Origin of the sequence: Curtobacterium sp. PhB137, from assembly GCF_003814955.1 — a bacterium.
In the GTDB taxonomy this organism is placed as follows: Bacteria; Actinomycetota; Actinomycetes; order Actinomycetales; family Microbacteriaceae; genus Curtobacterium.
Map to the genome: position 1 here is coordinate 272,209 of NZ_RKQO01000007.1, position 22,527 is coordinate 294,735.

15 protein-coding genes and 1 tRNA gene are annotated in these 22,527 nt (G+C 71.1%); 11 read left to right on the plus strand and 5 right to left on the minus strand.

Going from position 1 to position 22,527, the window contains the following annotated elements:
- Positions 1–24 precede the first annotated feature (24 nt).
- Positions 25–951 carry a hypothetical protein gene (locus EDF28_RS13460; protein WP_123938633.1) on the minus strand — a complete coding sequence of 309 codons (927 nt, stop codon included), beginning with the start codon at positions 949–951 and terminating at the stop codon, positions 25–27.
- Between the two features lie 186 nt (positions 952–1,137).
- Positions 1,138–2,562, minus strand: coding sequence for an amino acid permease (locus EDF28_RS13465; protein ID WP_123338869.1), 1,425 nt, complete (start codon positions 2,560–2,562; stop codon positions 1,138–1,140).
- A gap of 159 nt (positions 2,563–2,721) precedes the next feature.
- On the opposite strand from EDF28_RS13465, the gene EDF28_RS13470 reads away from it, so the two are divergent.
- The 7 genes from EDF28_RS13470 to EDF28_RS13500 all read left to right on the plus strand — a co-directional run bounded on the left by EDF28_RS13470 (position 2,722) and on the right by EDF28_RS13500 (position 13,213).
- Positions 2,722–4,596, plus strand: a complete 1,875-nt coding sequence (locus EDF28_RS13470; protein WP_123938778.1) for an ABC transporter ATP-binding protein — start codon at positions 2,722–2,724, stop codon at positions 4,594–4,596.
- A gap of 316 nt (positions 4,597–4,912) precedes the next feature.
- Positions 4,913–7,153 carry an adenylate/guanylate cyclase domain-containing protein gene (locus EDF28_RS13475; RefSeq protein ID WP_123938634.1) on the plus strand — a complete coding sequence of 747 codons (2,241 nt, stop codon included), beginning with the start codon at positions 4,913–4,915 and terminating at the stop codon, positions 7,151–7,153.
- Entirely contained in the window at positions 7,150–8,583 is a 1,434-nt protein-coding gene (locus EDF28_RS13480; RefSeq protein WP_123938635.1) for a mechanosensitive ion channel domain-containing protein, read from the plus strand. Before EDF28_RS13475 ends, EDF28_RS13480 begins: the two co-directional genes overlap by 4 nt.
- A gap of 10 nt (positions 8,584–8,593) precedes the next feature.
- Positions 8,594–9,958 carry a cystathionine beta-synthase gene (locus EDF28_RS13485; RefSeq protein WP_123938636.1) on the plus strand — a complete coding sequence of 455 codons (1,365 nt, stop codon included), beginning with the start codon at positions 8,594–8,596 and terminating at the stop codon, positions 9,956–9,958.
- Positions 9,959–9,972: 14 nt separating this feature from the next.
- Positions 9,973–11,118 carry a cystathionine gamma-synthase gene (locus EDF28_RS13490; protein WP_123938637.1) on the plus strand — a complete coding sequence of 382 codons (1,146 nt, stop codon included), beginning with the start codon at positions 9,973–9,975 and terminating at the stop codon, positions 11,116–11,118.
- Positions 11,119–11,208: 90 nt separating this feature from the next.
- Entirely contained in the window at positions 11,209–12,609 is a 1,401-nt protein-coding gene (locus EDF28_RS13495) for an MFS transporter (protein WP_123938638.1), read from the plus strand.
- 31 nt (positions 12,610–12,640) lie between these two features.
- On the plus strand, positions 12,641–13,213 hold the full coding sequence (locus EDF28_RS13500) for a substrate-binding domain-containing protein (protein WP_159573138.1): 573 nt from the start codon (positions 12,641–12,643) through the stop codon (positions 13,211–13,213).
- A gap of 89 nt (positions 13,214–13,302) precedes the next feature.
- Here EDF28_RS13500 and EDF28_RS13505 read toward each other — a convergent pair whose 3' ends face one another.
- A complete protein-coding gene (locus EDF28_RS13505) occupies positions 13,303–13,884 on the minus strand; it encodes a TetR/AcrR family transcriptional regulator (RefSeq protein WP_159573139.1) in 582 nt (193 codons plus the stop codon).
- A gap of 225 nt (positions 13,885–14,109) precedes the next feature.
- Between EDF28_RS13505 and EDF28_RS13510 the strand changes: the two genes are divergently transcribed.
- Both EDF28_RS13510 and EDF28_RS13515 read left to right on the plus strand, forming a co-directional pair.
- Positions 14,110–15,366 carry a multidrug effflux MFS transporter gene (locus EDF28_RS13510; RefSeq protein WP_111084464.1) on the plus strand — a complete coding sequence of 419 codons (1,257 nt, stop codon included), beginning with the start codon at positions 14,110–14,112 and terminating at the stop codon, positions 15,364–15,366.
- 64 nt (positions 15,367–15,430) lie between these two features.
- Entirely contained in the window at positions 15,431–17,449 is a 2,019-nt protein-coding gene (locus EDF28_RS13515; protein WP_123938641.1) for a helicase HerA-like domain-containing protein, read from the plus strand.
- A gap of 19 nt (positions 17,450–17,468) precedes the next feature.
- On the opposite strand, the gene EDF28_RS13520 is transcribed toward EDF28_RS13515, so the two are convergent.
- Together EDF28_RS13520 and EDF28_RS13525 are read right to left on the minus strand one after the other, a co-directional pair.
- A complete protein-coding gene (locus EDF28_RS13520; RefSeq protein ID WP_123292133.1) occupies positions 17,469–18,113 on the minus strand; it encodes a hypothetical protein in 645 nt (214 codons plus the stop codon).
- Positions 18,114–18,397: 284 nt separating this feature from the next.
- A tRNA-Ser gene (locus EDF28_RS13525) sits at positions 18,398–18,482 on the minus strand.
- Positions 18,483–18,603: 121 nt separating this feature from the next.
- On the opposite strand from EDF28_RS13525, the gene pta reads away from it, so the two are divergent.
- Positions 18,604–20,712: a phosphate acetyltransferase gene (gene pta, locus EDF28_RS13530; protein ID WP_123292134.1), complete on the plus strand. Its 2,109-nt coding sequence runs from the start codon at positions 18,604–18,606 to the stop codon at positions 20,710–20,712.
- 66 nt (positions 20,713–20,778) lie between these two features.
- Positions 20,779–21,975 carry an acetate/propionate family kinase gene (locus EDF28_RS13535; protein ID WP_123938642.1) on the plus strand — a complete coding sequence of 399 codons (1,197 nt, stop codon included), beginning with the start codon at positions 20,779–20,781 and terminating at the stop codon, positions 21,973–21,975.
- Positions 21,976–22,527 lie beyond the last annotated feature (552 nt).

Here is a 22,527-nt window from a genome sequence, read left to right on the forward strand (position 1 = left end):
GCACAGCGCGTGAGATCGCACTGCTCAGAAAGATATGCCGTGCGAGCGGAAGAGCGCGCGGAGGCGATCGGGCTCGACCAGGTGCCACCAGGTGACGCGGATGACGGCGCGGACGATGGGGAGCGCACGGAGCCGGTCTTCACGTCGTTTCTCGGCCCAGAGCACGTCCGCAGGATCGCGCCCCCGCAGCATGGACGGGTCGACGTACTTCTGTCGCCCGTCGAACTCGACGGTCACGCCCAACGTCGGGAACCAGAAGTCGACGCGGTCGACGGTGCCGTCTCGGTGTCGGAACTCGGCCTGTGGCTCGCACGGCGGGAGTCCGAGCTGGACGAACCGGATCGCGGCGAACGACTCGCCGACCGACTCGTGTCGAGCGTCCAACGCAGCGAGCACGGTCTCCGCACGCACGGATCCGCGCGCTGGACGGATCGGGACAGACCGGCGGAGGTCGTCGCGAGCGATCGCTCCCTGCCGGACTGCCGCATCGACGGCGACCGCTGCGGTGTGGGGTGCACTCGAGGTGATGAGCGCGAGCGCGGTGTCGAGTGCGGCGGTGACCGGCACACCGTCGAAGGCGACCGAGTCGTTCAGGGGCGGCCCTGGCCAGGGGTGCCGGACGAGACCTGCTCGGTGCTGGATCGACGGGACCGCCGGGTCGATGACGTGGACGCGATCTGGAGCGGTCCCGACCAGCGGCCACCCGTGCATCAATGCGGCGGTGACGTGCGAGAACACCGACCCGACTCGGAGCCGTGGAGCGATCGCCCGTGCGCGAGCGAGGTGCTGGCCGACAGGGCTGAGGGCCTCCCATTCGTCCGCTGGGATGTACACGCCAGCGAGCAGGCGGACGAGTGTGCCCGACGCATGCTTGCGTTGCAGGAGTCTTGCGTTCGCCGGATCCAGTGCTGTCGCCCGGAGCAGGCGTGGCCGGTGGGTGCTCTCGTTCATGCCGTGATGATCGTCGAGGCGGTCCGTGCCGTGTCTGCCCGTCGGACACCTGTGGACCTGGAGCCCCGGCGCCGTCCCTGTGGAGGAATGAGTCAGCATCGAGTTCACGGGCTCAGCGACGTCTCACGGGCAGTGGGACGCGTGAACTGTCGCTGGGCCCGCGAAGTCGCCGGCGGGCGGCGCGGGTCAGCGCAAGGTGCTGTGGCGGCGGCCGTAGGCCAGGTAGAGCACGGCGCCGACGACCATCCAGATGCCGAAGGCGATCCACGTCGTTGCGCCGAGGAACACCGCCAGGAGCACGCAGCTCAGGGCGCCGAGGATCGGCACGACGGGGAACAGCGGCACGCGGTACGAGCGCTCGAGGTCGGGCTGCGAGCGACGGAGCACGATGACCGACACGTTGACGAGCGCGAACGCGACGAGGGTCCCGATGCTGGTGGCGTCGGCGAGCTCGCCCAGGGGGACCAGGGCGGCGACGATCGTGACCGCGATGCCGATGATCAACGTGTTCGCGATGGGGGTGCCGGTGCGCCGGGAGACCCGACCGAAGACCTTCGGGACCAGGCCGTCGCGGGCCATGGTGAGCAGGATCCGGGTCTGACCGTAGAGCACGGTCAGCACGACGCTCGCGATCGCGATCACCGCGCCGATCGAGAAGACCAGCGCGACGAGGGGCTGACCCGTGACGTCGACCACGATGCGGACGAGCGAGGCCTCGGACGACGAGAAGTCCGTCCACGAACGGGCACCGATCGCGGCGATGGCGACGAGGATGTAGAGCGCCGTGATGAGCGCGATCGAACCGATGATCGCCCGGGGGAGGTCGCGGCGGGGGTTCTTCGCCTCTTCGCCGGCGGTGGAGGCGGCGTCGAAACCGATGTACGAGAAGAAGAGCCTGGACGCGGCGGCGGTCACCCCGGCGGCACCCATCGGCGCGAGCGGCTCGAAGTTCTGCGCCTGGAAGGCCGTGAAGGCGACGACCACGAAGAACACGAGCAGTGCGATCTTCACGACGACCATGACGGTGTTCACCCAGGCGCTCTCCCGGGCACCGGGGATCAGGACGACGGTGGCGAGCAGGACCAGGACGGCCGCCGGCAGGTTCACGACGCCGCCGTCGCCCGGAGGCGCGGACAGTGCTGTCGGCAGGTGCAACCCGAACACGCGCAGGGTCTCGTCCACGTACTCGCTCGCGCCGACCGCGACCGCGGCCACCGAGACGGCGTACTCGAGGACGAGGCACCACCCGCAGACCCACGCGATGCCCTCGCCCATCGTGGCGTAGGTGTACGAGTAGCTCGACCCCGAGGTCGGGACGGCTCCGGCCATCTCGGCGTAGGACAGTGCCGAGAGCAGGGCCGCGATCCCGGCGACGACGAAGGAGATCCACACGGCGGGACCCGCGAGCGGCACGGCCGTGCCGAGCACCACGAGGATGCCGGTCCCGAGGGTCGCGCCGACGCTGATCATCGTCAGGTGCCAGACACCGAGCGACCGGCGGAGCGGTTCGCCGTTCACGCCGACGGCCGCCTCGGACTGCAGTTGCTCGATCGGCTTGCGGCGGGCGAGCTGCTGGCGGAGGGACGTGGGACGGGACGGCGCGGACGTCATGGGACCTCGGTGGTGCGGGGGCGGGGACGGCACATGCTCGCACGCCCCCTGAACGCGGTCAAATACGGCCGTCGGACTGCACTGCGGAACGTCGGTCGTCGAGCGCGCGCCGATGTCCGACCGCGGGGATACGGTTGCTGCATGAGCATGGGCGGCGGGATGCGCGGGGGCGGCGGTGGCGGTGGTCCGCGCGGCGGCGGCCGGATCTCCAGCGGTGACTTCCGTGCGCAGAAGGCCGCCAACGCCGAAGCGCCGAAGATCCCGCACCTGGTGAAGCGGATCGCCGGGCTGTTCGTCCCGCACCGGCGGTCGATCATCCTGACGGTCGTCCTCGTCCTGATCGGCGCGGCGATCTCGGTGATCCCGCCGCTGTTGACGCAGCAGGCGTTCGACCGGGGCCTGTTCCCACCCTCCGGCAGCCCCGACGTCCCGGTGCTGGTCGAGCTCGTGTCGGCGATGGTGTTCCTCTGGATCGCGAGCGCCGGGGTGGGCGTCTGGCAGACCTACCTGACGGCGACGGTCGGCAACAAGGTCATGGGCGCCATGCGGATGCGCCTGTTCGGGCACCTGCAGCGCATGGAACTCGCGTTCTTCACCCGCACGAAGACCGGTGTCATCCAGTCCCGCCTGCAGAACGACGTCGGCGGCGTCGCGAGCGTGCTGAACAACACGATCTCGTCGGTGCTCGGCAACACCGTCACGGTCATCGCCGCCATCGTCGCCATGCTGTTGCTGAGCTGGCAGATGACCCTGGTCGCGGTCGTGCTGCTGCCGTTGCTCGTCATCGCGCAGCGTCGGGTCGGGCAGGTCCGTGCCCGCATCGCCGGGCAGACGCAGGAGTCGCTGTCCGACATGACGGCGATCACGCAAGAGGCACTGAGCGTCTCCGGCATCCTGCTGGCCAAGAGCTTCAACCAGCAGCGCAGTGAGACCCGCCGCTACGGGGACGAGAACCGCAACCAGATCCAGTTGCAGGTCCGCCAGCAGATGTCCGGGCAGTGGTTCTTCGCGATCGTGCAGATCTTCCTGTCGATCATCCCGGCGATCATCTACCTCGTCGCAGCCTGGCTGATCATCGGCGACGTCCCGATCACCGCCGGCACCATCGTCGCGTTCACGACGGTGCAGTCGCGCTTGCTGTTCCCGACGGTCGGACTGCTCCGGGTGGTGCTCGACCTGCAGACCTCCGGAGCGCTGTTCGCTCGGATCTTCGAGTACTTCGACCTGAAGCCCGCGATCACCGACTCGCCCACGGCGAAGCCCGTCGACGACACCATGGTCGGTCACGTCGCGTTCGACGATGTGACGTTCACGTACCCGGACGGCGAGGCCGACAAGCCGACGCTCCGCGGGGTCTCGTTCGACCTCCGACCCGGGCAGTTCGCCGCCTTCGTCGGTCCGTCTGGTGCGGGCAAGACCACCGTGTCGTACCTGGTGCCGCGCTTGTACGAGGCGACCGAGGGTTCCGTGCGGTTCGCCGGACAGGACGTCCGCGACCTCGTGCACGAGGACCTCATGCGCCACGTGGGGATCGTCAGCCAGGAGACGTACCTGTTCCACGCGACGATCGGCGACAACCTGCGCTACGCCAAGCCGGACGCGACCGACGACGAGGTCGAACGGGCGGCACGCGCGGCGAACATCCACGACACGATCGCCTCGTTCCCGGACGGCTACGACACGGTCGTGGGGGAACGTGGGTACCGACTGTCCGGCGGCGAGAAGCAGCGGATCGCGATCGCGCGGGTGCTCCTGAAGGACCCTCCCGTGCTCGTGCTCGACGAGGCCACGAGCGCGCTCGACTCGATCTCGGAGCGCGTGGTGCAGACTGCGCTCGACACCGCCGCCGCGGGGCGCACCACCATCTCGATCGCGCACCGGCTGTCGACGATCCGGGACGCCGACGTCATCTTCGTGCTCGACCACGGGCGGATCGTCGAGCAGGGCACGCACGACGAGCTCCTCGCGCTCGACGGCACCTACGCGCTCCTGCACCGGCAGCAGAACACCCCGGCAGACACCGTCGAGCGCTGAGCCGGCCGGCCGGCGCCGGTGCGCACAGACCGACCGGTGCCAGCGTGCGCGGCGCGTGCGCGGAACGGACAGGTGACCCGACGGCGGACGGGAGGCCCGTGACCGGGCCGCAGCGCGCCTCCCGTCCGACCACCCGCGTCTCCAGCCCGCGTCTCCAGCCCGTCGTCTCCGGCCCGCCCCGCGACAGGTGTCGCGAACGCGACCACCGAGGTCACGAAGCCGCAACGAACGTCGGATACCTGACACGAGTGTTGCTCGCGTGGTACCTGTGGTTGACGCGCACGCGTGCACCCTGCCCTCCTGAGCGGAGTTCGAAGTGACTGCAGTCCCACCGACGTCCGACACCAGCAGCCCCGGTCCCGACCCGATCCCCCCGGCGACGGACGCGCAGACGGGCGGTCCTCGCGTCGTCGAGGACGCACCGCGCGGGAAGGGCAAGCTCCGGGCGTTCCTGACGAGCGGCTCACTCGACATCCAGTCGAAGCTCCTGGTGATGCTGCTCGCCGTGAGCATCATCGCGGCGCTGGTGGTCGGCGTCGTCGGGTACCTGAACGGTCGTGCCTCGCTCGAGAACGCGGCGCTCAACCAGGTGACGTCGCTGCGCGAGGCGCGGATCACCGAGCTGAAGCGGTCGTTCGACCAGTTCACGCAGACGGTCGTCGCGCAGACCCGCAACGAGAGCGTGATCGGCGCGACCAAGGCGTTCTCGGCCGGGTGGGACGACCTGCGCGACCGTCCGGTGTCCGACGCCGACCACACGAAGGTCGACGCCTGGTACGCGGACACCTTCGTCCCGCAGCTCGACGCGCGGAGTGGCGGCTCGGCGAACCCGGACCAGTTTGCGCCGACGACCGATCCGCAGGCGTACCTGCAAGCCCGGTACACGGCGCCCTTCGACGACTACGACCAGGCCGCGCAACTCGACGACGCCGGTGACGGCAGCAAGTGGTCCGAGGCGCACGCCGAGTACCAGCCGTACTTCCGCCAGGCGGTCGAGTCCGCCGGTTACGAGGACCTGCTCCTCATGGACACCGACGGCGACGTGACGTACTCGACCTACTCCGGGGCGGACCTCGGTTCGAACCTGCAGGACGGCCCGTACCGCGACTCGAACCTGGCGAGCGGGTACGAGGAGGCGCTGCAGCTGACCAGTGCGGACGACTTCGTGGTGACCGACTTCGCCCGGTACGCACCGAGCCTGAACGTCCCGACGCTGTGGGTGATGTCCCCGGTGGCCGACGACGGCAAGATCATCGGCGTGCTGGCCGTGCAGGTGCCGGTGGACCTCATCAACCAGGTCATGACGGGCAACCAGGACTGGGCCGACGACGGGCTCGGCGACACGGGGGAGTCGTACCTGGTGGGGGCGGACCACCTGATGCGGTCCTACCCGCGCCAGCTGCTCGAGCACCCGAAGCAGTACCAGCGCGACGTGATCGCCGCGGGGACCGCACCCGGCACGGCCGCGCGACAGATCGCCGTGAAGGGGTCGGTGCTCCTGCAGGAGGTCAACACCACCCCGGTCAGCCGGGCACTGCAGGGCAAGTCGGGCACGGTGATCTCGAACGACTACCGGGGCAAGGAGGTGTTGTCCGCGTACGCGCCGCTCGAGGTGGACGGCCTGCGCTGGGTGGTCGTGGCGCAGATGGACACCGCTGAGGCCTTCGCGCCGGTGAACGACTTCGCCCGGAACATCGGGTTGTCCCTGGTCGCCATCATCGTCCTGGTGAGCCTGCTGTCGCTGCTGCTGGCGCAGGTCTTCGTCCGCCCCATCCGCCGACTGCAGACCGCGGTGAACCGGGTCAGCAGCGGCGATCTCGGCGTCGAGGTGAAGACGAAGGCCGGTGACGAGATCGGTGACCTCGGGCTCGCCTTCAACGACATGAGCCGGAGCCTGCAGGTGAAGCAGGACCTGCTCGACGAGCAGCGGCGGCAGAACGACACCCTGCTCCTGACGCTCATGCCGGAGGAGGTCGCCCGGCGGTACAAGCAGGGCGACGAGACCATCGCCTCGGACCACCAGGACGTCGCGGTGGTCTACGCGGACATCATCGGGTACGACGACTTCGCCGCCGGCCTGACGGCGGAGGAGTCCCTGTCGCTGCTCAACGACCTGTGGCGGTCCCTCGACGAGGCCGCTGGTCGGCACGGCATCGAGCGGGTGCGCACGACGCGCAGCGGGTACCTGGCCAGCTGCGGTCTGAGCGTGCCCCGCGTCGACAACGTCCGGCGGGTGGTCGACTGGGCGGAGGAAGCACAGGGTGCACTCGAGCGGTTCAACGCCCAGCACGGTTCGAAGGTCGGGCTGCGCGCGGGCATCGACACCGGCCAGGTGACGAGTGGTCTGGTCGGTCGTTCCAGCATCGTCTACGACATGTGGGGCGATGCCGTCAGCCTGGCGTACCGGGTCCAGGGCATCGCGCCCGCGCCCGGGGTGTACGCGACGCAGCGGGTGATCGACAAGCTCGGTGACCGCGGTGGCGTGCAGGACGTCGGGACGGTGCAGACCCAGACCGGTCCGCAGAAGGTCTGGAAGCTCGAGCGGGTGGCGTCGTGACCGCCTTCTGGGAGCAGGCGTGGTTCTGGCCGTCGATCAGCGTGATCGTCGGGTTGCCACTCCTGCTGCTCCTGTTGACCGAGGTGCAGTCGAGCCTCGAGCGCCGGCACAACCCGATGTCGAAGGTCGTCGCGCTGCTGCGCAACGCCGTCGTCCCGGTCATCGCGATCCTGGTCCTGTCGGTGCAGGTGACCGACGCGGTCGACCCGGGTCGGCCGGTGGTCAGCCAGGTCATCGCGACCGTGCTCGGCTTCCTGCTGATCGTCTTCGTGCTGAACGGGCTGAACATCCTGATGTTCACGAACGCCCGGAAGGGGACCTGGCGCGAGAAGATCCCGTCGATCTTCGTCGACATCGCCCGCGTCATCCTGGTGGCGATCGGCCTCGCGGTGGTGTTCCGCATCGTGTGGGGGACCGACATCGGCGGCATCTTCACGGCGCTCGGGGTCGGGTCGTTCGTGATCGCCCTCGCGTTGCAGACCGCCGTCGGGCCCATCGTCGCCGGCCTGTTCCTGCTGTTCGAGCAGCCGTTCCGCCTCGGCGACTGGCTCGACATCGGCGGCACGCGCGGCCGGGTGGTCGAGGTCAACTGGCGATCGGTGCACGTCGACACCGGCGAGGGCATCCTGATCACCCCGATCGGATCGTTGGCCGGGGCGTCGTTCACGAACCTCAGCCGCACCGGTGGCACGTTCCCGGTGTCGACCGACGTCACGTTCACGACGGACGATCCACCCGCCGCCGTGGTCGCCCTGCTCGAGCGGGTCGCCAGCGGTCTCCCGCAGCTGTACGCCGGGACGCGACCGACGGCGGTGCCGGCGGGCGGCGCGGCGTACGCGGTGTCGTTCCAGGTGCGCGGCCCGTCCCAGGAGGCCGACGCGCTCGCCCAGTTCCGGATGTGGCTCTGGTACGCCGCTCGTCGCGCCGGACTCGGGCTCGACGGCGACACCACCGACGACTTCGTGACGGACACCCGCCGCGACGAGGCGCTCGCGGCCATCGCCGCGACGCTCTACCTGAGCGCGGACGACAGTGTCGCGCTCGCCCCGGTCGTGCGCCTGGAGCGGTACGCCGCCGGCGAGGTCATCCACCGGGTGGGGTCCGTGCCGGACTCGGTCCGGTTCGTCCTGTCCGGCAGCGTGGACCTGCGGGTCCCGTTCGAGGACGCCGAGTTGCCGGCGACCCGCGTCGAGGCCGGCGACTACGTCGGACAGACGGCGTTGACCCGGGAGGCGCTGCTCACGACCGCAACGGCGCTCACCGAGGTCTCGGTGCTGGTCATCCCCGCCACGGCGCTCGACCAGATCGTCCGGTCCACCCCGGCGCTGGCGCGCGACATGGGCGACGTGATCGACCGTCGACGCGCCGAGGTGTCCGCAGCGGTGTCCGCGCACGTCGCATCCCAGCAGAACGCAGTGACGGCGTCCTAGACTCGGGCCCGTGCGTTACGCGAACTCCGTGGTCGACCTCGTCGGCGACACCCCGCTCGTCAAGCTCAACCGGGTCACCGAGGGGGTGCGCGCGACCGTCCTGGTGAAGGTGGAGTACCTCAACCCCGGCGGGTCGTCGAAGGACCGCATCGCCACGCGCATCATCGATGCTGCCGAGGCCTCTGGTGACCTCCGGCCAGGCGGGACGATCGTCGAACCCACGTCGGGCAACACCGGGGTCGGGCTGGCCCTCGTCGCCCAGCAGCGCGGTTACCGGTGCGTGTTCGTGCTGCCGGACAAGGTCGGCGAGGACAAGCGCAACGTCCTGACGGCGTACGGCGCCGAGATCGTCGTCACGCCGACCGCGGTGCCGCCGGAACACCCGGAGTCGTACTACTCGGTGTCCGACCGGCTCGTCCGCGAGATCCCCGGCGCCTACAAGCCGAACCAGTACGCCAACCCGAACGGGCCGCGCAGCCACTACGAGACCACCGGTCCGGAGATCTGGCGCGACACCGAGCAGCAGATCACCCACTTCGTCGCGGGCGTCGGGACGGGTGGCACCATCTCGGGCACCGGGCGCTTCCTGAAAGAGGCATCCGACGGCCGCGTCCGCATCGTGGGGGCCGACCCCGAGGGCTCGGTCTACTCCGGCGGCACCGGCCGGCCGTACCTGGTCGAGGGTGTGGGCGAGGACTTCTGGCCGACCGCGTACGACCCCGAGGTGCCGGACGAGATCATCGCGGTGTCGGACGCCGACTCGTTCGCGATGACCCGCCGCCTGGCGCGGGAAGAGGGCCTGCTCGTGGGCGGGTCCAGCGGGATGGCGGTCGTCGCAGCGCTGCGGGCCGCCCGCGACCTGACCGAGGACGACGTCGTCGTGGTGCTGCTGCCCGACGGCGGTCGCGGCTACCTCGGCAAGATCTTCAACGACCGGTGGATGCGCTCGTACGGCTTCGCCGAGACCGACGAGGCGCGCACCGTCGGGTCGCTCATCGCCGGCAAGGACGGCCGTCTGCCCGACCTGGTGCACGCGCACCCGGCGGACACCGTGCGCGAGGTCGTCGACATCATGACCAAGTACGGGGTGTCCCAGATGCCCGTGCTCAGCGCGGAACCGCCGGTCGTCATCGGCGAGGTCATCGGGGCCGTCGCCGAGAAGGACCTGCTCGAACAGGTCTTCACCGGTGCCGCGAAGATGACGGACGCCCTGACCGGTTTCGTGGGCGAACCGCTCCCGTTGATCGGCGTGGGCGAGTCCGTGTCCGCAGCGCGTCGAGCCCTCGAGACGGTGGACGCCCTGCTCGTCGTCGAGGACGGCAAGCCGGTCACGGTCCTGACCCGCCACGACCTCCTGACCTACCTCTCCGAGTAAGGAACGCAGCCAGCATGACCGAGTTCAGCACCCGCGCCGTCCACGCCGGCCAGGAGCCCGACGGCCCCACCGGCGCCGTCATCCCGCCGATCCACCTGACGTCCACCTACGTGCAGGACGGCATCGGCGGGATGCGGAACGGCTACGAGTACTCCCGTGCCGGCAACCCGACGCGCGACTCCCTGCAGACGCTGCTCGCCGACCTGGACGGCGGCGTGGCCGCGTACTCGTTCGCATCAGGTCTCGCCGCCGAGGACGCCCTGCTCCGGGCGGCGCTCCGTCCCGGGGCCCGCGTCGTGATGGGGAACGACGTGTACGGCGGGACCCACCGTCTGGTCAGCCGACTGCACGTGCCGTGGGGCGTCGAGCTCGTCGTCGTCGACATGAGCGAGCTCGACCAGGTCCGGGCCGCGCTGCAGGTCGCCCCCGAGGACACCGTGCTCTGGGTCGAGACGCCGACCAACCCGCTCATGAAGATCGCCGACATCGCCGGACTCGCGACCCTCGGGCACGAGGCCGGTGCACTCGTCGTCGTGGACAACACCTTCGCGTCGCCGTACCTGCAGCAGCCGCTGTCGCTCGGTGCCGACGTCGTCGTGTACTCGACGACGAAGTACCTGGGTGGCCACTCCGACGTCGTCGGTGGGGCCGTCGTGCTCGCCGACCAGGAGCTCGCGGCGAAGGTGCAGTTCCTGCAGTTCGGCGCCGGTGCGATCTCGTCGCCGTTCGACGCCTTCCTGACCACCCGCGGCATCAAGACCCTGGCGGTCCGGATGGAGCGGCACTCCACGAACGCGCAGGCCGTCGCCGAGGCGCTCGTCGCAGCGCCGGGCATCGAGCGCGTCTACTACCCGGGGCTCACCGACCACCCGGGGCACGACATCGCCGCCCGTCAGATGCGCGGGTTCGGCGGGATGCTGTCCGTCGCACTGTCGGGCGGCCCGGACGCGGCCCGGCGCTTCGCGGAGTCCACGGAGCTGTTCGCGCTGGCCGAGTCGCTCGGGGGTGTGGAGTCGCTCATCGGGTACCCGAGCGAGATGACGCACGCCTCGGTGAAGGGCACGGAGCTCGCGGTGCCCGAGAACGTGGTGCGGCTGTCCGTCGGCATCGAGGACGCGGGCGACCTGATCGCGGACCTGCAGCAGGCGCTGACGCGCTGACGCGGACCTGCAGCAGGCGCTGACGCGCATCGCGCGTGGTCCGCGCCCCGCGACGTCGGCGGTGTCGCCCCTCGCCCCTACGATGAGCGGGTGAGCACCACGGCGACGAGGACGGGCCTGCTGAGCGGGCGGTACGCCCTCGCGACGATCGGCATGGTCGCCATCGTGGGCGTCGCGGCGTTCCAGAACCTGGCGATGACGACGATCATGCCGGTGATCAGTCGCGACCTGGACGGCGAGGCCCTGTACGCCCTGGCCTTCGCGGCACCGCTCGCGGCCGGGGTGCCCGGCATGGTGCTCGCCGGCAACTGGACCGACCGCGCCGGCGGCCGGATCGTCGCCTGGGTCTCCGCGCTGCTGTTCGCCGTCGGGACCGCCGTCGTCATGCTCGCGCCGACGATGGAGGTCTTCCTCGTCGGTCGACTGGTCGAGGGCTTCGGTGCCGGCGCGATCGACGTCGTGCTGTACGTGCTCGTCGCCCGGATCTTCCCCGCCGAGCTGCACGGACCGGTGTTCGCCGGGTTCGCGGCCGCGTGGGTGGTCCCGGCGCTCATCGGCCCGGCGATCGCCGGCATCGTCACCGACACCTGGAACTGGCACTGGGTCTTCGCGGGGGCGCTCGTGATCGCCGTGGGTGCGTTCACCGTGCTCGTGCCGACGCTCGGGCGGCTGCAGGCACCGTCGGTCGAGCTGCGACCGCCGTGGCAGCGGATCCGGATCGGGTGGTCGGTCGCCGCGGCCGTGTCGATCCTGCTGCTGAACGTCGCGCCGGACCTGACCCCGTGGGGGATGGTGGCCGCGGTCGTGGTCGGCCTGGTCGGGACGTGGTTCGCGCTGCGCCCGCTGCTGCCGACCGGCACCTTCCGCGCCGCCGCGGGCCTGCCCTCGGTGGTGCTGCTGCGCGGGCTCGTGGCGGCGTCGTTCTTCGGCAGCGAGGCGTACGTGCCGTTCCTGCTGCAGGTGAAGCACGGACTGTCCGCATCGGCAGCGGGGCTCGCGCTGACCGTCGCCGCGCTCAGCTGGGCGGCCTCGAGTTGGGCGCACGGTCGGCTGGGGGAGCAGCGCCTGACCGCACGTCGGACCTTCGGTGTCGGACTCGTGCTCGTCCTGGTGAGCCTGCTGGCGGCCTTCGCGGTGGCGACGCTCGACCTGCCGTGGTGGGTGCTCGTCGCCGGCTGGTTCGTCGGCGGCGCGGGAATGGGGGCGATCTACCCGCGGACGTCGATGCTCACCCTGCGGTTCTCGGGCGAGGGCGACGACGGCTTCGCGAGCTCGGCGCTCACCATCGCCGACGCCGCGGGCAGCGTCATCGGCCTGGCGGTCACCGGGCTGCTGTTCACCGCGACCGGCGGCGCCGAGGGCACGGTGTCCTTCCCGCTGGTCTTCGCGGCGATGATCTGCTTCGCCGCACTGGCGATCGCCGCGGTCCGGCGGCTCGGACCCGTCCCCGCGCCGGTGTCGTCGGCGTCGCCGGACCGCGCAGCCGGGTAGCGTGGCAGACCGGACCGAAGAGGAGACACCCGTGGTGCGCATCGTCGCTGCAGCCGTCGTCCTGACGGCCGCCCTCGCGTTGGCCGGCTGCCAGGGCACGACCTCCGCTGCGCCCACGCCGGTGCAGAGCACGGACCTGACCAGCTCCGACGGCGGGTTCGACAAACAGGCCGTCATCGGCGTCGTGCTGGTCGACGACGACGCGGCCCTGGGCGAGGACCTGCGGACCGGCCTGTCCGATGCCGGGTTCCGTCCCGACGTCCGGGTCGCACCCGCGTCCGGCGCGGCGGCGTCCCAGCGGACCGCGGTCGCCCAGCTCGTCCGCAAGGGCGCCAAGGCCCTGCTCGTGCACGCGGCTCGGCCGTCCGCGCTCACCGGGGTGATCCAGACCGCGCACGACGCCGGTGTCGTGGTGGTGTCCCTGGGCGATCCGCTGCCGGCGAGCGGTACCGGCGGCGACGGTGTGTCGGCCGACTACCGGGTGCCCGCAGCGGCGGACGACGCAGACCTGGCGGCCACCGCGGTCGAGGTCGTGCAGTCGTTGCAGCGCGGCGAGAAGCCGGAGACCGAACCGAGCGACGGCGAGTCGACCGACGCCGAGTGAGCCGAGCCGAGCCGAGCCGCGTCGCGCCACCAGGCCGGTCAGCGCCGCGCCAGCAGGCCGGTCAGCCCCGTGCCACCAGGCGGCTCAGCTCAGCTCCACCAGGCCGGGAACGACAGCGTGATCGTCTCGACCAGCGCCTTCCGCGACCGTCGGGGCCCGGCGAGCCACGCTTCGATCGCCCCGACGAAGCCCTGCGCGACGTAGCCAGCGGCCACGTCGTCGAGGAGCTCCGGGCGGCGGTCGGCGTCGAGTTCGCGGATGTGCAGGGCACTCGACTCGGTGAAGTGGCCCACGAGCAGCCGGTGCAGTGACGCGTCGTTCGGGTCCGGCAGGGCCTTGGCGTAGATGTCGCGGTGGGTGGTCACGTGCTCGACGACCGCGTTGATGCCCCGCCGTGTGATGGTCGCGAGCTCGGCCGCGTCGGCTCCGCGGGCGGCTGCGGCCCGTCGGTCGTCGGCGTCGTCCTGCCGGATGCGGTCGAGCTCCGGCGTCAGCACGTCGGCGAGCAGCGATCCGGGGGAGACCGCGTGCGAGTAGAACGTCGCGCGGTTGATGCCGGCGGCACGGGTGACGTCCGCGACGGTGATCTCGGAGACGGGGCGGTCGGCCGCCAGTCGCAGGATCGCTTCGCGCAGGGCGGCGGTCGTGTGCAGGATCCGGGCATCCACCATGACGCCCACCCCCTTCTGATCCGGTTCACCCGGAGGCCCCCGAGCAGTCCGACGGTACCGCATGGCACGGGATCGGCACGCGGACGGCGGGTGGCAACACGCGGGCAATCCGTGCCAGCGGCGTCGGGAGCGCTCCTGCGGCCCGTAGGATGGTTCCGCGGACGAATCGATTCGATCGACGCCGCGATCACCTCCCCGCCCCTCACCGCCGAAGGACTCCTGCTCGTGACCGCGCCCGCCACCACCGGTTCGCTCCGGGTCGTCCTGCACCCCGGAGACTCCCTCTCCCGTGGGCAGCGACTCGTCTACGTCTTCGTCCTGGGCGCCCTGACGGCGCTCGGGCCGTTCACGATCGACCTGTACCTGCCGGCGTTCCCGGCGATCAAGGAGCAGTTCGGCGTCACGGACGGCGCCGTGCAGCTGACGCTCACGGCGACGACGCTCGGGTTCGCGTTCGGGCAGCTGCTCGTCGGTCCGTGGAGCGACAAGGTCGGCCGCCGGCTGCCGCTCATCATCGCGACGACGGTGCACATCGCCGCCTCGATCGGCGCGGCGACCGCTCCCGACATCGAGCTCCTAGCGGTGTTCCGCGTGCTCCAGGGCATGGGCGCGGCCGCCGGCGGTGTCGTCGCGATGGCCACCGTCCGCGACCTGTTCGGCGGCAAGCCGCTCGTCCGGATGCTGTCCCGCCTGGCGATGGTGAACGGGCTGGCGCCGATCCTCGCGCCGCTCATCGGCTCGCAGATGCTCCAGTTCACCAGCTGGCGCGGCATCTTCGTGTTCCTCGCCTGCTACGGCCTGGCCGTGGTGATCGCGTCGATCCTGCTCATCGTCGAGACCCTGCCCCCGGCCCGTCGCCGCGAGGCCGGCCACTCCACGATCGGTCAGCGGTACAAGGCGCTGTTCTCCGACCGGATCTTCGTGGGGGTCGCGCTCATCGGGGCGATGGTGTTCAGCGGGTTGTTCTCGTACCTCAGCTCGTCGCCGTTCCTGTTCCAGGGCGTCTACGGACTCGACGCCCAGCAGTACGGACTGCTCTTCGCGGTGAACTCGGTGGGCGTCGTCCTCGGTGTGCAGATCTCCGCGCGGTTGGCGCAGCGCGTCGGGCCGCAGTGGATCCTGGCGTGCTCGACGGCGACCCTGTTCCTGGCGTCGATCGCGATCATCGTGCTCGACCAGCTCGGTGCGGGACTCGTGGGCGTGCTCGTGCCCCTGTGGTTCTTCATCGCGGCGTGCGGGTTCTCGTTCCCCCTCGTCCAGGTCATCGGCCTGGCCGCGCACGGCAAGGAGGCCGGAACGGCGGCGTCGCTGCTCGGCGCCCTGAACTTCGGCGTCGCCGGCCTGATCTCGCCGATCGTCGGTTGGCTCGGCATCACCACCGCGACCCCGATGGCGATCGTGATGGCCTCGACCTCGGTGATGGCCATCCTGATCCTGTGGTTCGTGGTGCGGCCCCGGACGGTCCCCGAGCTCACGCACTGACGGGTTCTCCACAGCTGCCCGGATCAGCCGGACAGCGGCCCCCGCGCGTCCATAGGCTGTGCCCATGAGCGACGCGGTGGAGCAGGCACGGGCAGCGGCCGAGGCCGCCAGACAGGCAGCGGACGAGGCACGCCGGCTAGCCGACGAAGCCGTGCAGCGGGCCGAGGAGCTCGCCGCCGCACTCGCCGGACAGGAGGCCCGGCTCGCCCCCGACGCGGAGCCCACCTCCGCCACCCCACCCGGTCCAGAGCTCACCACCGCAGGACCCACCGCAGCCGTCCCGGACGACGCGACGGCGGCTCCCGACGCGGCCGTCCCGGCACCGGCGGACGCCCCTGCGGCCGGCACCGCGCCTCCCGGCAGTGGCGCAGCCCCGCTCGGACCGGACGCCGTCGCCGCGATCCGCACCGGCTACACCGTCGAGGGGCAGGCGCTCGAACTCGGCGCCCTGGTGAACGGCGAGGCGCAGCCCGACGTCCAGGTCCGCATCCCGCTCGGCATGCTGAACCGGCACGGGCTGGTCGCCGGTGCGACCGGCACCGGCAAGACCCGCACGCTGCAGGTCCTCGCCGAACAGATCGCGGCGAACGGCGTGCCGGTCTTCGCTGCCGACATCAAGGGCGACCTGTCGGGGCTCGCGGTGGTCGGGCAGGGGAACGAGAAGCTGCTCGCGCGCACCGCGGGCATCGGCCAGCAGTGGCAGGGCGTCGCGAGCCAGGCGGAGCTCTTCTCGCTCGGTGGTCAGGGCACGGGCGTGCCGATCCGCGCGACGGTGTCCGGGTTCGGGCCGTTGCTGCTGTCGAAGGTGCTCGGCCTGAACGACACCCAGGAGTCCTCGCTCGGACTGGTGTTCCACTACGCGGAGCAGGCCGGGTTGCCGCTCGTCGACCTGGCCGACCTGCGGAGCGTGCTGACGTTCCTGGTGGGCGACCAGGGCAAGGGCGAGCTCGCCGAGCTCGGTGGTCTGTCGAAGCAGACCGCCGGGGTGATCCTGCGCGAGCTCATCACGTTCGCCGACAAGGGTGCCGACCAGTTCTTCGGCGAGCCCGAGATCGACACGCAGGTGTTCCTGCGCACGGCGGCGGACGGCCGGGGGATCGTGAGCCTGCTCGAGGTCCCGGGCGTGCAGGACCAGCCCGAGGTCTTCTCGACGTTCCTGATGTGGCTCTTGGCCGACCTGTTCAACGAACTGCCAGAGGTGGGCGACCAGGACAAGCCGAAGCTGGTGTTCTTCTTCGACGAGGCGCACCTGCTGTTCAGCGGGGCGTCGAAGGACTTCACGGACCAGATCGTGCGGACCGTGCGGTTGATCCGGTCGAAGGGCGTCGGGATCTTCTTCGTGACCCAGACCCCGAAGGACGTGCCGAACGACGTCCTGGCGCAGCTCGGGTCGCGCATCCAGCACCAGCTGCGGGCGCACACCCCCGACGACGCGAAGGCGCTCCGGGCGACGGTGTCGACCTACCCATCGAGCGACTACGACCTGGGCGAGGTGCTGACCTCGCTGGCGACCGGCGAGGCGATCGTCACCGTCATGAACGAGAAGGGTGCGCCGACGCCGGTCGCGTGGACCCGGTTGCGCGCGCCGCAGGGGTCGATGGACCCGATGCCCGCCGCCGAGATGCAGTGGCGGGTGCAGGCATCGCCGTTGCTCGCGACGTACGGCACCCGGGTGGATCCGGACTCGGCGCACGAGATGCTCGCGCGCCGGATGGAGGCAGCTGCTGCCGAGGCGGCGGCGGCGGACGCGCAGAAGGACGCAGCCCTCGCGGCGGCCGAGGCCGAGAAGGAAGCGGCGCGTGCTGCGGCGACCGCGGCCAAGGAGGCCGCGGCGCAGGCCAAGCTGGAGGAACGCGAGCGGGCTGCTGCGCAGAAGGAGTACGAGCGAACGCAGCGCGAGTTCGAGAAGGCCGAGCGGGCTGCGGCGTCGCGGCGTTCGGGCCGGTCGGGGCGGAGCACGCGGACGACGACCTCACGGAAGGCGGACGACCCGCTGTCGGACCTGCTCGGGTCACGGCTCGGCGGCACGATCGCGAAGGAGGTCGTGCAGGGGATCTTCTCGACGCTGCGCCGACGTCGGTGACGTCCGGCAGATCAGAGCGTCAGCGACCGAGCAGGCCGGTGAACTCGACGACGAGCAGACCCAGGACGACGAGTGCTGCCACGCCGCCGACGAGCAGGTAGGCCGGCCGCTGTTCGTACCAGGCGCGGCTCGACGGGTAGCGCTTCGCGAAGACCCGGGCCGAGACCGGACGTGCCTCTTCCGTCACCTGGACGCCCAGGGCGTCGACGACCTGGGCGAGCCCGTCGTCGCCCCACACGTCGGCACGGATGCGGAACAGGTGCGCACCCGTCGCGTCGAACGCCACGAGTTCGCGCATGGTGCGGTCGACCGAGCTGCCGTAGGTGGTGGCGAGCACGAGACTGTGCACGCGGTCGCGGGGGATCCGACGGTGCGCGGTGACCACGCCCCGGATCGTCAGGCCGTCAGGGTCGATGCCGATGTACGCCGTGCTCAGTCGGACGAAGACGACGCCCACGAGGACCGCCAGCGCGACGACCACGGTCGCGACCATCGCCCACGTCCGGAACGGGAACGACACCCAGACCAGGGCGACGGCGAGCGGCACGGCCGAGAACACGATGCTCAGCGCCGTCGAACGAACCAGGGACCGGCGGGGGCGGAGAACGACGTCGTACACGGTGGCACGCAGGTGCGGCGTCGCTGGCACCGTCATGTCCCCCATGCGCGTCTCCTGAACCCTCGGGTCTCCCGGGCACGCCGAATCGGCCGCCCTGCGAGCGACGCCCCTGCCGCTCGATGCACCGCGGTCGACTCGTCCCGGAGTCGTCCGCTCCGGCAAGCATAGGCGCACGACGGGGACCGAGGACAGCCCGTTCCACCCCGGATCGGCGTTTGACGGCCAGTCCTTGGCGAACAGGGGACAGACGGGTCCGCCGCGTGGGGGACCGGCGACGAGGAACGCCGCGAACGAAGAAAGCCCCGCACCGGAGTGCGGGGCTTGCTCGGCGGAGAATGGGGGATTCGAACCCCCGAGGGCTTGCACCCAACACGCTTTCCAAGCGTGCGCCATAGGCCACTAGGCGAATTCTCCTTGTGCCGTCTCGCGACGGCGACACCCAATGGTACAGGTTCCCAGGGGTGCTCACGACCGTGTGTCGTCGAGGCCCGTGCTCCCAGTTGTCGTGACATGTCCGGCGACTACCCTGGAGCGCGTGTCGACCCGCATCTACATCACGTCAGCAGAAGGGCACACGGGCAAGAGCACCGTCGCCCTCGGTGTCCTCGAGACCCTCGCGCGCTCCGTCGGCCGCGTCGGCGTGTTCCGCCCCGTCGCCCGCTCGGTCGCCGAACCCGACTACGTGCTCGAGCTGCTGCTGCAGCACACCGCGGTCGGGATCTCGTACGACGACGCCGTGGGGGTCACCTACGACGACGTCCACGCGGATCCGGACGCAGCGCTCGGCACCATCGTCAACCGCTTCGCCCAGGTGGAGCGGCAGTGCGACGCGGTGGTCGTGCTCGGTTCCGACTACACCGACGTCGGCAGCCCCACCGAGCTGTCGTTCAACGCGAAGGTCGCCGCGAACCTCGGTGCCCCGGTGCTCCTCGTCCTCGGTGGTCGTGACGCCGCCGAGCGCGGTGCCCGCACGCCCGAGGGGATGGCGCAGGTCGCGGACGTCACGACGAGCGAGCTGCGAGCGGCACACGCGCAGCTGTTCGGTGTCGTCGTGAACCGCGCCGACCCGGAGGCCCTCGCCGCGATCGTGGCGAGTGTCGAGCGGGCCGTGCACGACGACCACCCGGACGTGCCCGTGTGGGCGATCCCGGAGGACCGCGTCCTCGTCGCCCCGACCGTCCGTGCGCTGCTGCAGGCGACCGACGCGACCCTGGTGCGCGGGGACGACGCCCTGCTCGACCGCGAGGCACTCGGCACCGTCGTCGCCGGCATGAGCATGGAGAACGTCCTGCCCCGCCTGATCGAGGGCGGCATCGTCGTGGTCCCGGGCGACCGCAGCGACGTCCTCATCGCGACCCTGCTGGCGAACCAGTCGGACACGTTCCCGAGCCTGGCCGGCGTCATCCTGAACGGCGGGTTCGAGACCGCACCGCAGATCTCCCGGCTGCTCGAGGGCCTGTCGAGCTCGCTGCCGATCGCGCAGAACGACCTGGGCACGTACGACACCGCCCTCCGCATCACGCAGACCCGCGGGCGCCTGGCGGCGGACTCGCCCCGCAAGGCCGACCTCGCGCTCGCCCTGTTCGAGCAGCACGTCGACGCCGAGTCGCTGCGCGACCGTCTGCAGCTCACGCCGTCCGGCGTCGTCACGCCGCTCATGTTCGAGCACGGCCTGCTCGACCGGGCACGGGGGTACGGCAAGCACATCGTGCTGCCCGAGGGCGAGGACGACCGCATCCTCCGCGCGGCGTCGACGCTGCTCGCCCGCCAGGTCTGCGAGCTGACGATCCTCGGCGACCCCGCCGCGATCCGCACCCGCGCGACCGAGCTCGGACTCGACCTCGACGCCGCCCAGCTCGTGTCGCCGTTCGACCCCGAGCTCCGCGAACGCTTCGCCGAGGAGTACACCCGGCTCCGCGCCCACAAGGGCATGTCGATCGAGCTCGCGCGCGACACCGTCACCGACGTCTCGTACTTCGGCACGATGATGGTGCAGCTCGGACTCGCTGACGGCATGGTCTCCGGTGCGAAGCACACCACCGCGCACACCATCCGGCCGTCCTTCGAGATCATCAAGACCCGTCCGGACACGTCGATCGTGTCGAGCGTGTTCCTGATGGCGCTCGCGGACCGCGTCCTGGTCTACGGCGACTGCGCGGTGATCCCGGACCCGACGAGCGAGCAGCTCGCCGACATCGCGATCTCGTCGGCCGAGACGGCGACCCAGTTCGGCATCGACCCCCGCGTCGCGATGCTCAGCTACTCGACCGGCGACAGCGGCACCGGCGCCGACGTCGACAAGGTCCGCGCCGGTACCGCGTTCGTCCGTGAGCGCCGCCCTGACCTGCTCGTCGAGGGCCCGATCCAGTACGACGCCGCTGCCGACCCGACGGTCGCGAGCACGAAGATGCCGGACTCCCCGGTGGCCGGCAAGGCGACCGTCTTCATCTTCCCGGACCTCAACACGGGCAACAACACGTACAAGGCCGTGCAGCGCTCCGCCGGTGCGGTCGCCATCGGGCCCGTCCTCCAGGGACTGCGCAAGCCGATCAACGACCTCTCCCGCGGCGCCCTCGTCAGCGACATCGTGAACACCGTCGCGATCACCGCGATCCAGGCCGGCACCGCGTCCGACGCGGCCTGACCTGCGCAACGCACACCGCGCCTCCCGTCCGGCCGACCAGGCCATGAGCAGAAAGCGACACCACCCGTGACCGCAGCCCTCGTCGTGAACTCCGGATCGAGTTCGTTCAAGTACCAGCTCATCGAACTCGAGGGGGAGCGCACGCTCGCCTCCGGGCTCGTGGAGCGCATCGGCGAGTCGGCCGGCGCGTGGAAGCACACCAACGCGCTGACGGGGGAGTCGTCGTCGAACGACGCTGCGTCCGTGCCGGATCACGCCGCCGGGTTCCAGGCGATGATCGACGCGTTCGCCAAGGTCGGCCCGTCGTTCGACGAGCACCCGCCGGCCGTCGTCGGCCACCGCGTCGTGCACGGCGGCACCACCTTCGACCGCGCGACGGTGGTGACGGACGACGTCGAACGACAGATCGAGGCGCTCAACACCCTCGCGCCGCTGCACAACCCGGCCAACCTCGAGGGGATCCGGGCCGCGAAGCAGGTCTTCTCCGACGTGCCGCACGTCGCCGTGTTCGACACCGCGTTCCACCAGACCATGCCGCCGCACGCGTACACCTACGCGATCCCCGCGGACCTGGCGGCGAAGTACTCCATCCGCCGCTACGGCATGCACGGCACGAGCCACAAGTACGTCTCCGAGCAGGCCGCGGTCTTCCTCGACCGCCCGCTGTCCGAGCTGAAGACCATCGTGCTGCACCTGGGCAACGGTGCTTCGGCCGCAGCGATCGACGGCGGGAAGTCGATCGAGACGTCGATGGGCCTCACACCGCTCGAGGGCCTCGTCATGGGCACCCGCTCCGGCGACCTCGACCCCGCCGTCCTGCTGCACCTGCACCGCGAGGCCGGGCTGTCCTTCGACGAGCTCGACACCATGCTCAACAAGCAGTCCGGGCTGCTCGGCCTGACCGGCAACGGCGACATGCGCGACGTCCAGGACGCCGCCTTGAACGGCGACGAGGTCGCCGAGGCGGCGCTCGCCGTGTACCGCCACCGCATCCGTCGCTACGTCGGCGCCTACACGGCGCAGCTCGGCGGGCTCGACGCGGTGGTCTTCACCGCCGGCGTCGGCGAGAACAACGCGCTGCTGCGCCGGCGCGTGCTCGCCGGGCTCGAGCACCTGGGCATCGAGATCGACGCGGACCGCAACGAGCTGGGATCCCGGGAGGCCCGGGTCATCTCCACGGACACGTCACGTGTCGCGGTGCTCGTGATCCCGACGAACGAGGAACTGGAGATCGCCCGACAGTCGGCTGCGGTCGCGCTCTGACGCGGAGCGCGCTGCGCGGTGCGCGCTCGCTGCCTGGCGCCAGCATGGTGCGGCCTGGGTGGGCTGGTGCGGGGTTGGTGGCTGGGTGCGCGCTTGTGGCGCGGCACGGAGCGTGCAAGCTCGCACGGGGTGACGAGGTGCGCACGGTGCGGACGGGAGGCGCGGGGCGGGCTGGCGCCGTGCCTCCTGTCCGGCGCTGGGTCGCGGTCACCGCATGGTGCGGCCTGGGTGGGCTGGTGCGGGGTTGGTGGCTGGGTGCGCGCTTGTGGCGCGGGCACGGAGCGTGCAAGCTCGCACGGGGTGACGAGGTGCGCACGGTGCGGACGGGAGGCGCGGGGCGGGCTGGCGCCGTGCCTCCCGTCCGGCGCTGGGTCGCGGTCACCGCATGGTGCGGCCTGGGTGGGCTGGTGCGGGGTTGGTCGCTGGGTGCGCGCTTGTAGCGCGGCACGGAGCGTGCAAGCTCGCACGGGGTGACGAGGTGCGCACGGTGCGGACGGGAGGCGCGGGGCGGGCTGGCGCCGTGCCTCCCGTCCGGCGCTGGGTCGCGGTCAC

Excerpts from the sequence above, each read along its gene's own strand:
- EDF28_RS13515 (WP_123938641.1), top strand. The coding sequence starts at position 15,431 with ATGAGCGACGCGGTGGAGCAGGCACGGGCAGCGGCCGAGGCCGCCAGA.
- EDF28_RS13460 (WP_123938633.1), bottom strand. The coding sequence starts at position 951 with ATGAACGAGAGCACCCACCGGCCACGCCTGCTCCGGGCGACAGCACTG.
- EDF28_RS13505 (WP_159573139.1), bottom strand. The coding sequence starts at position 13,884 with ATGGTGGATGCCCGGATCCTGCACACGACCGCCGCCCTGCGCGAAGCG.
- EDF28_RS13470 (WP_123938778.1), top strand. The coding sequence starts at position 2,722 with ATGCGCGGGGGCGGCGGTGGCGGTGGTCCGCGCGGCGGCGGCCGGATC.
- EDF28_RS13490 (WP_123938637.1), top strand. The coding sequence starts at position 9,973 with ATGACCGAGTTCAGCACCCGCGCCGTCCACGCCGGCCAGGAGCCCGAC.
- EDF28_RS13465 (WP_123338869.1), bottom strand. The coding sequence starts at position 2,562 with ATGACGTCCGCGCCGTCCCGTCCCACGTCCCTCCGCCAGCAGCTCGCC.
- EDF28_RS13520 (WP_123292133.1), bottom strand. The coding sequence starts at position 18,113 with ATGGGGGACATGACGGTGCCAGCGACGCCGCACCTGCGTGCCACCGTG.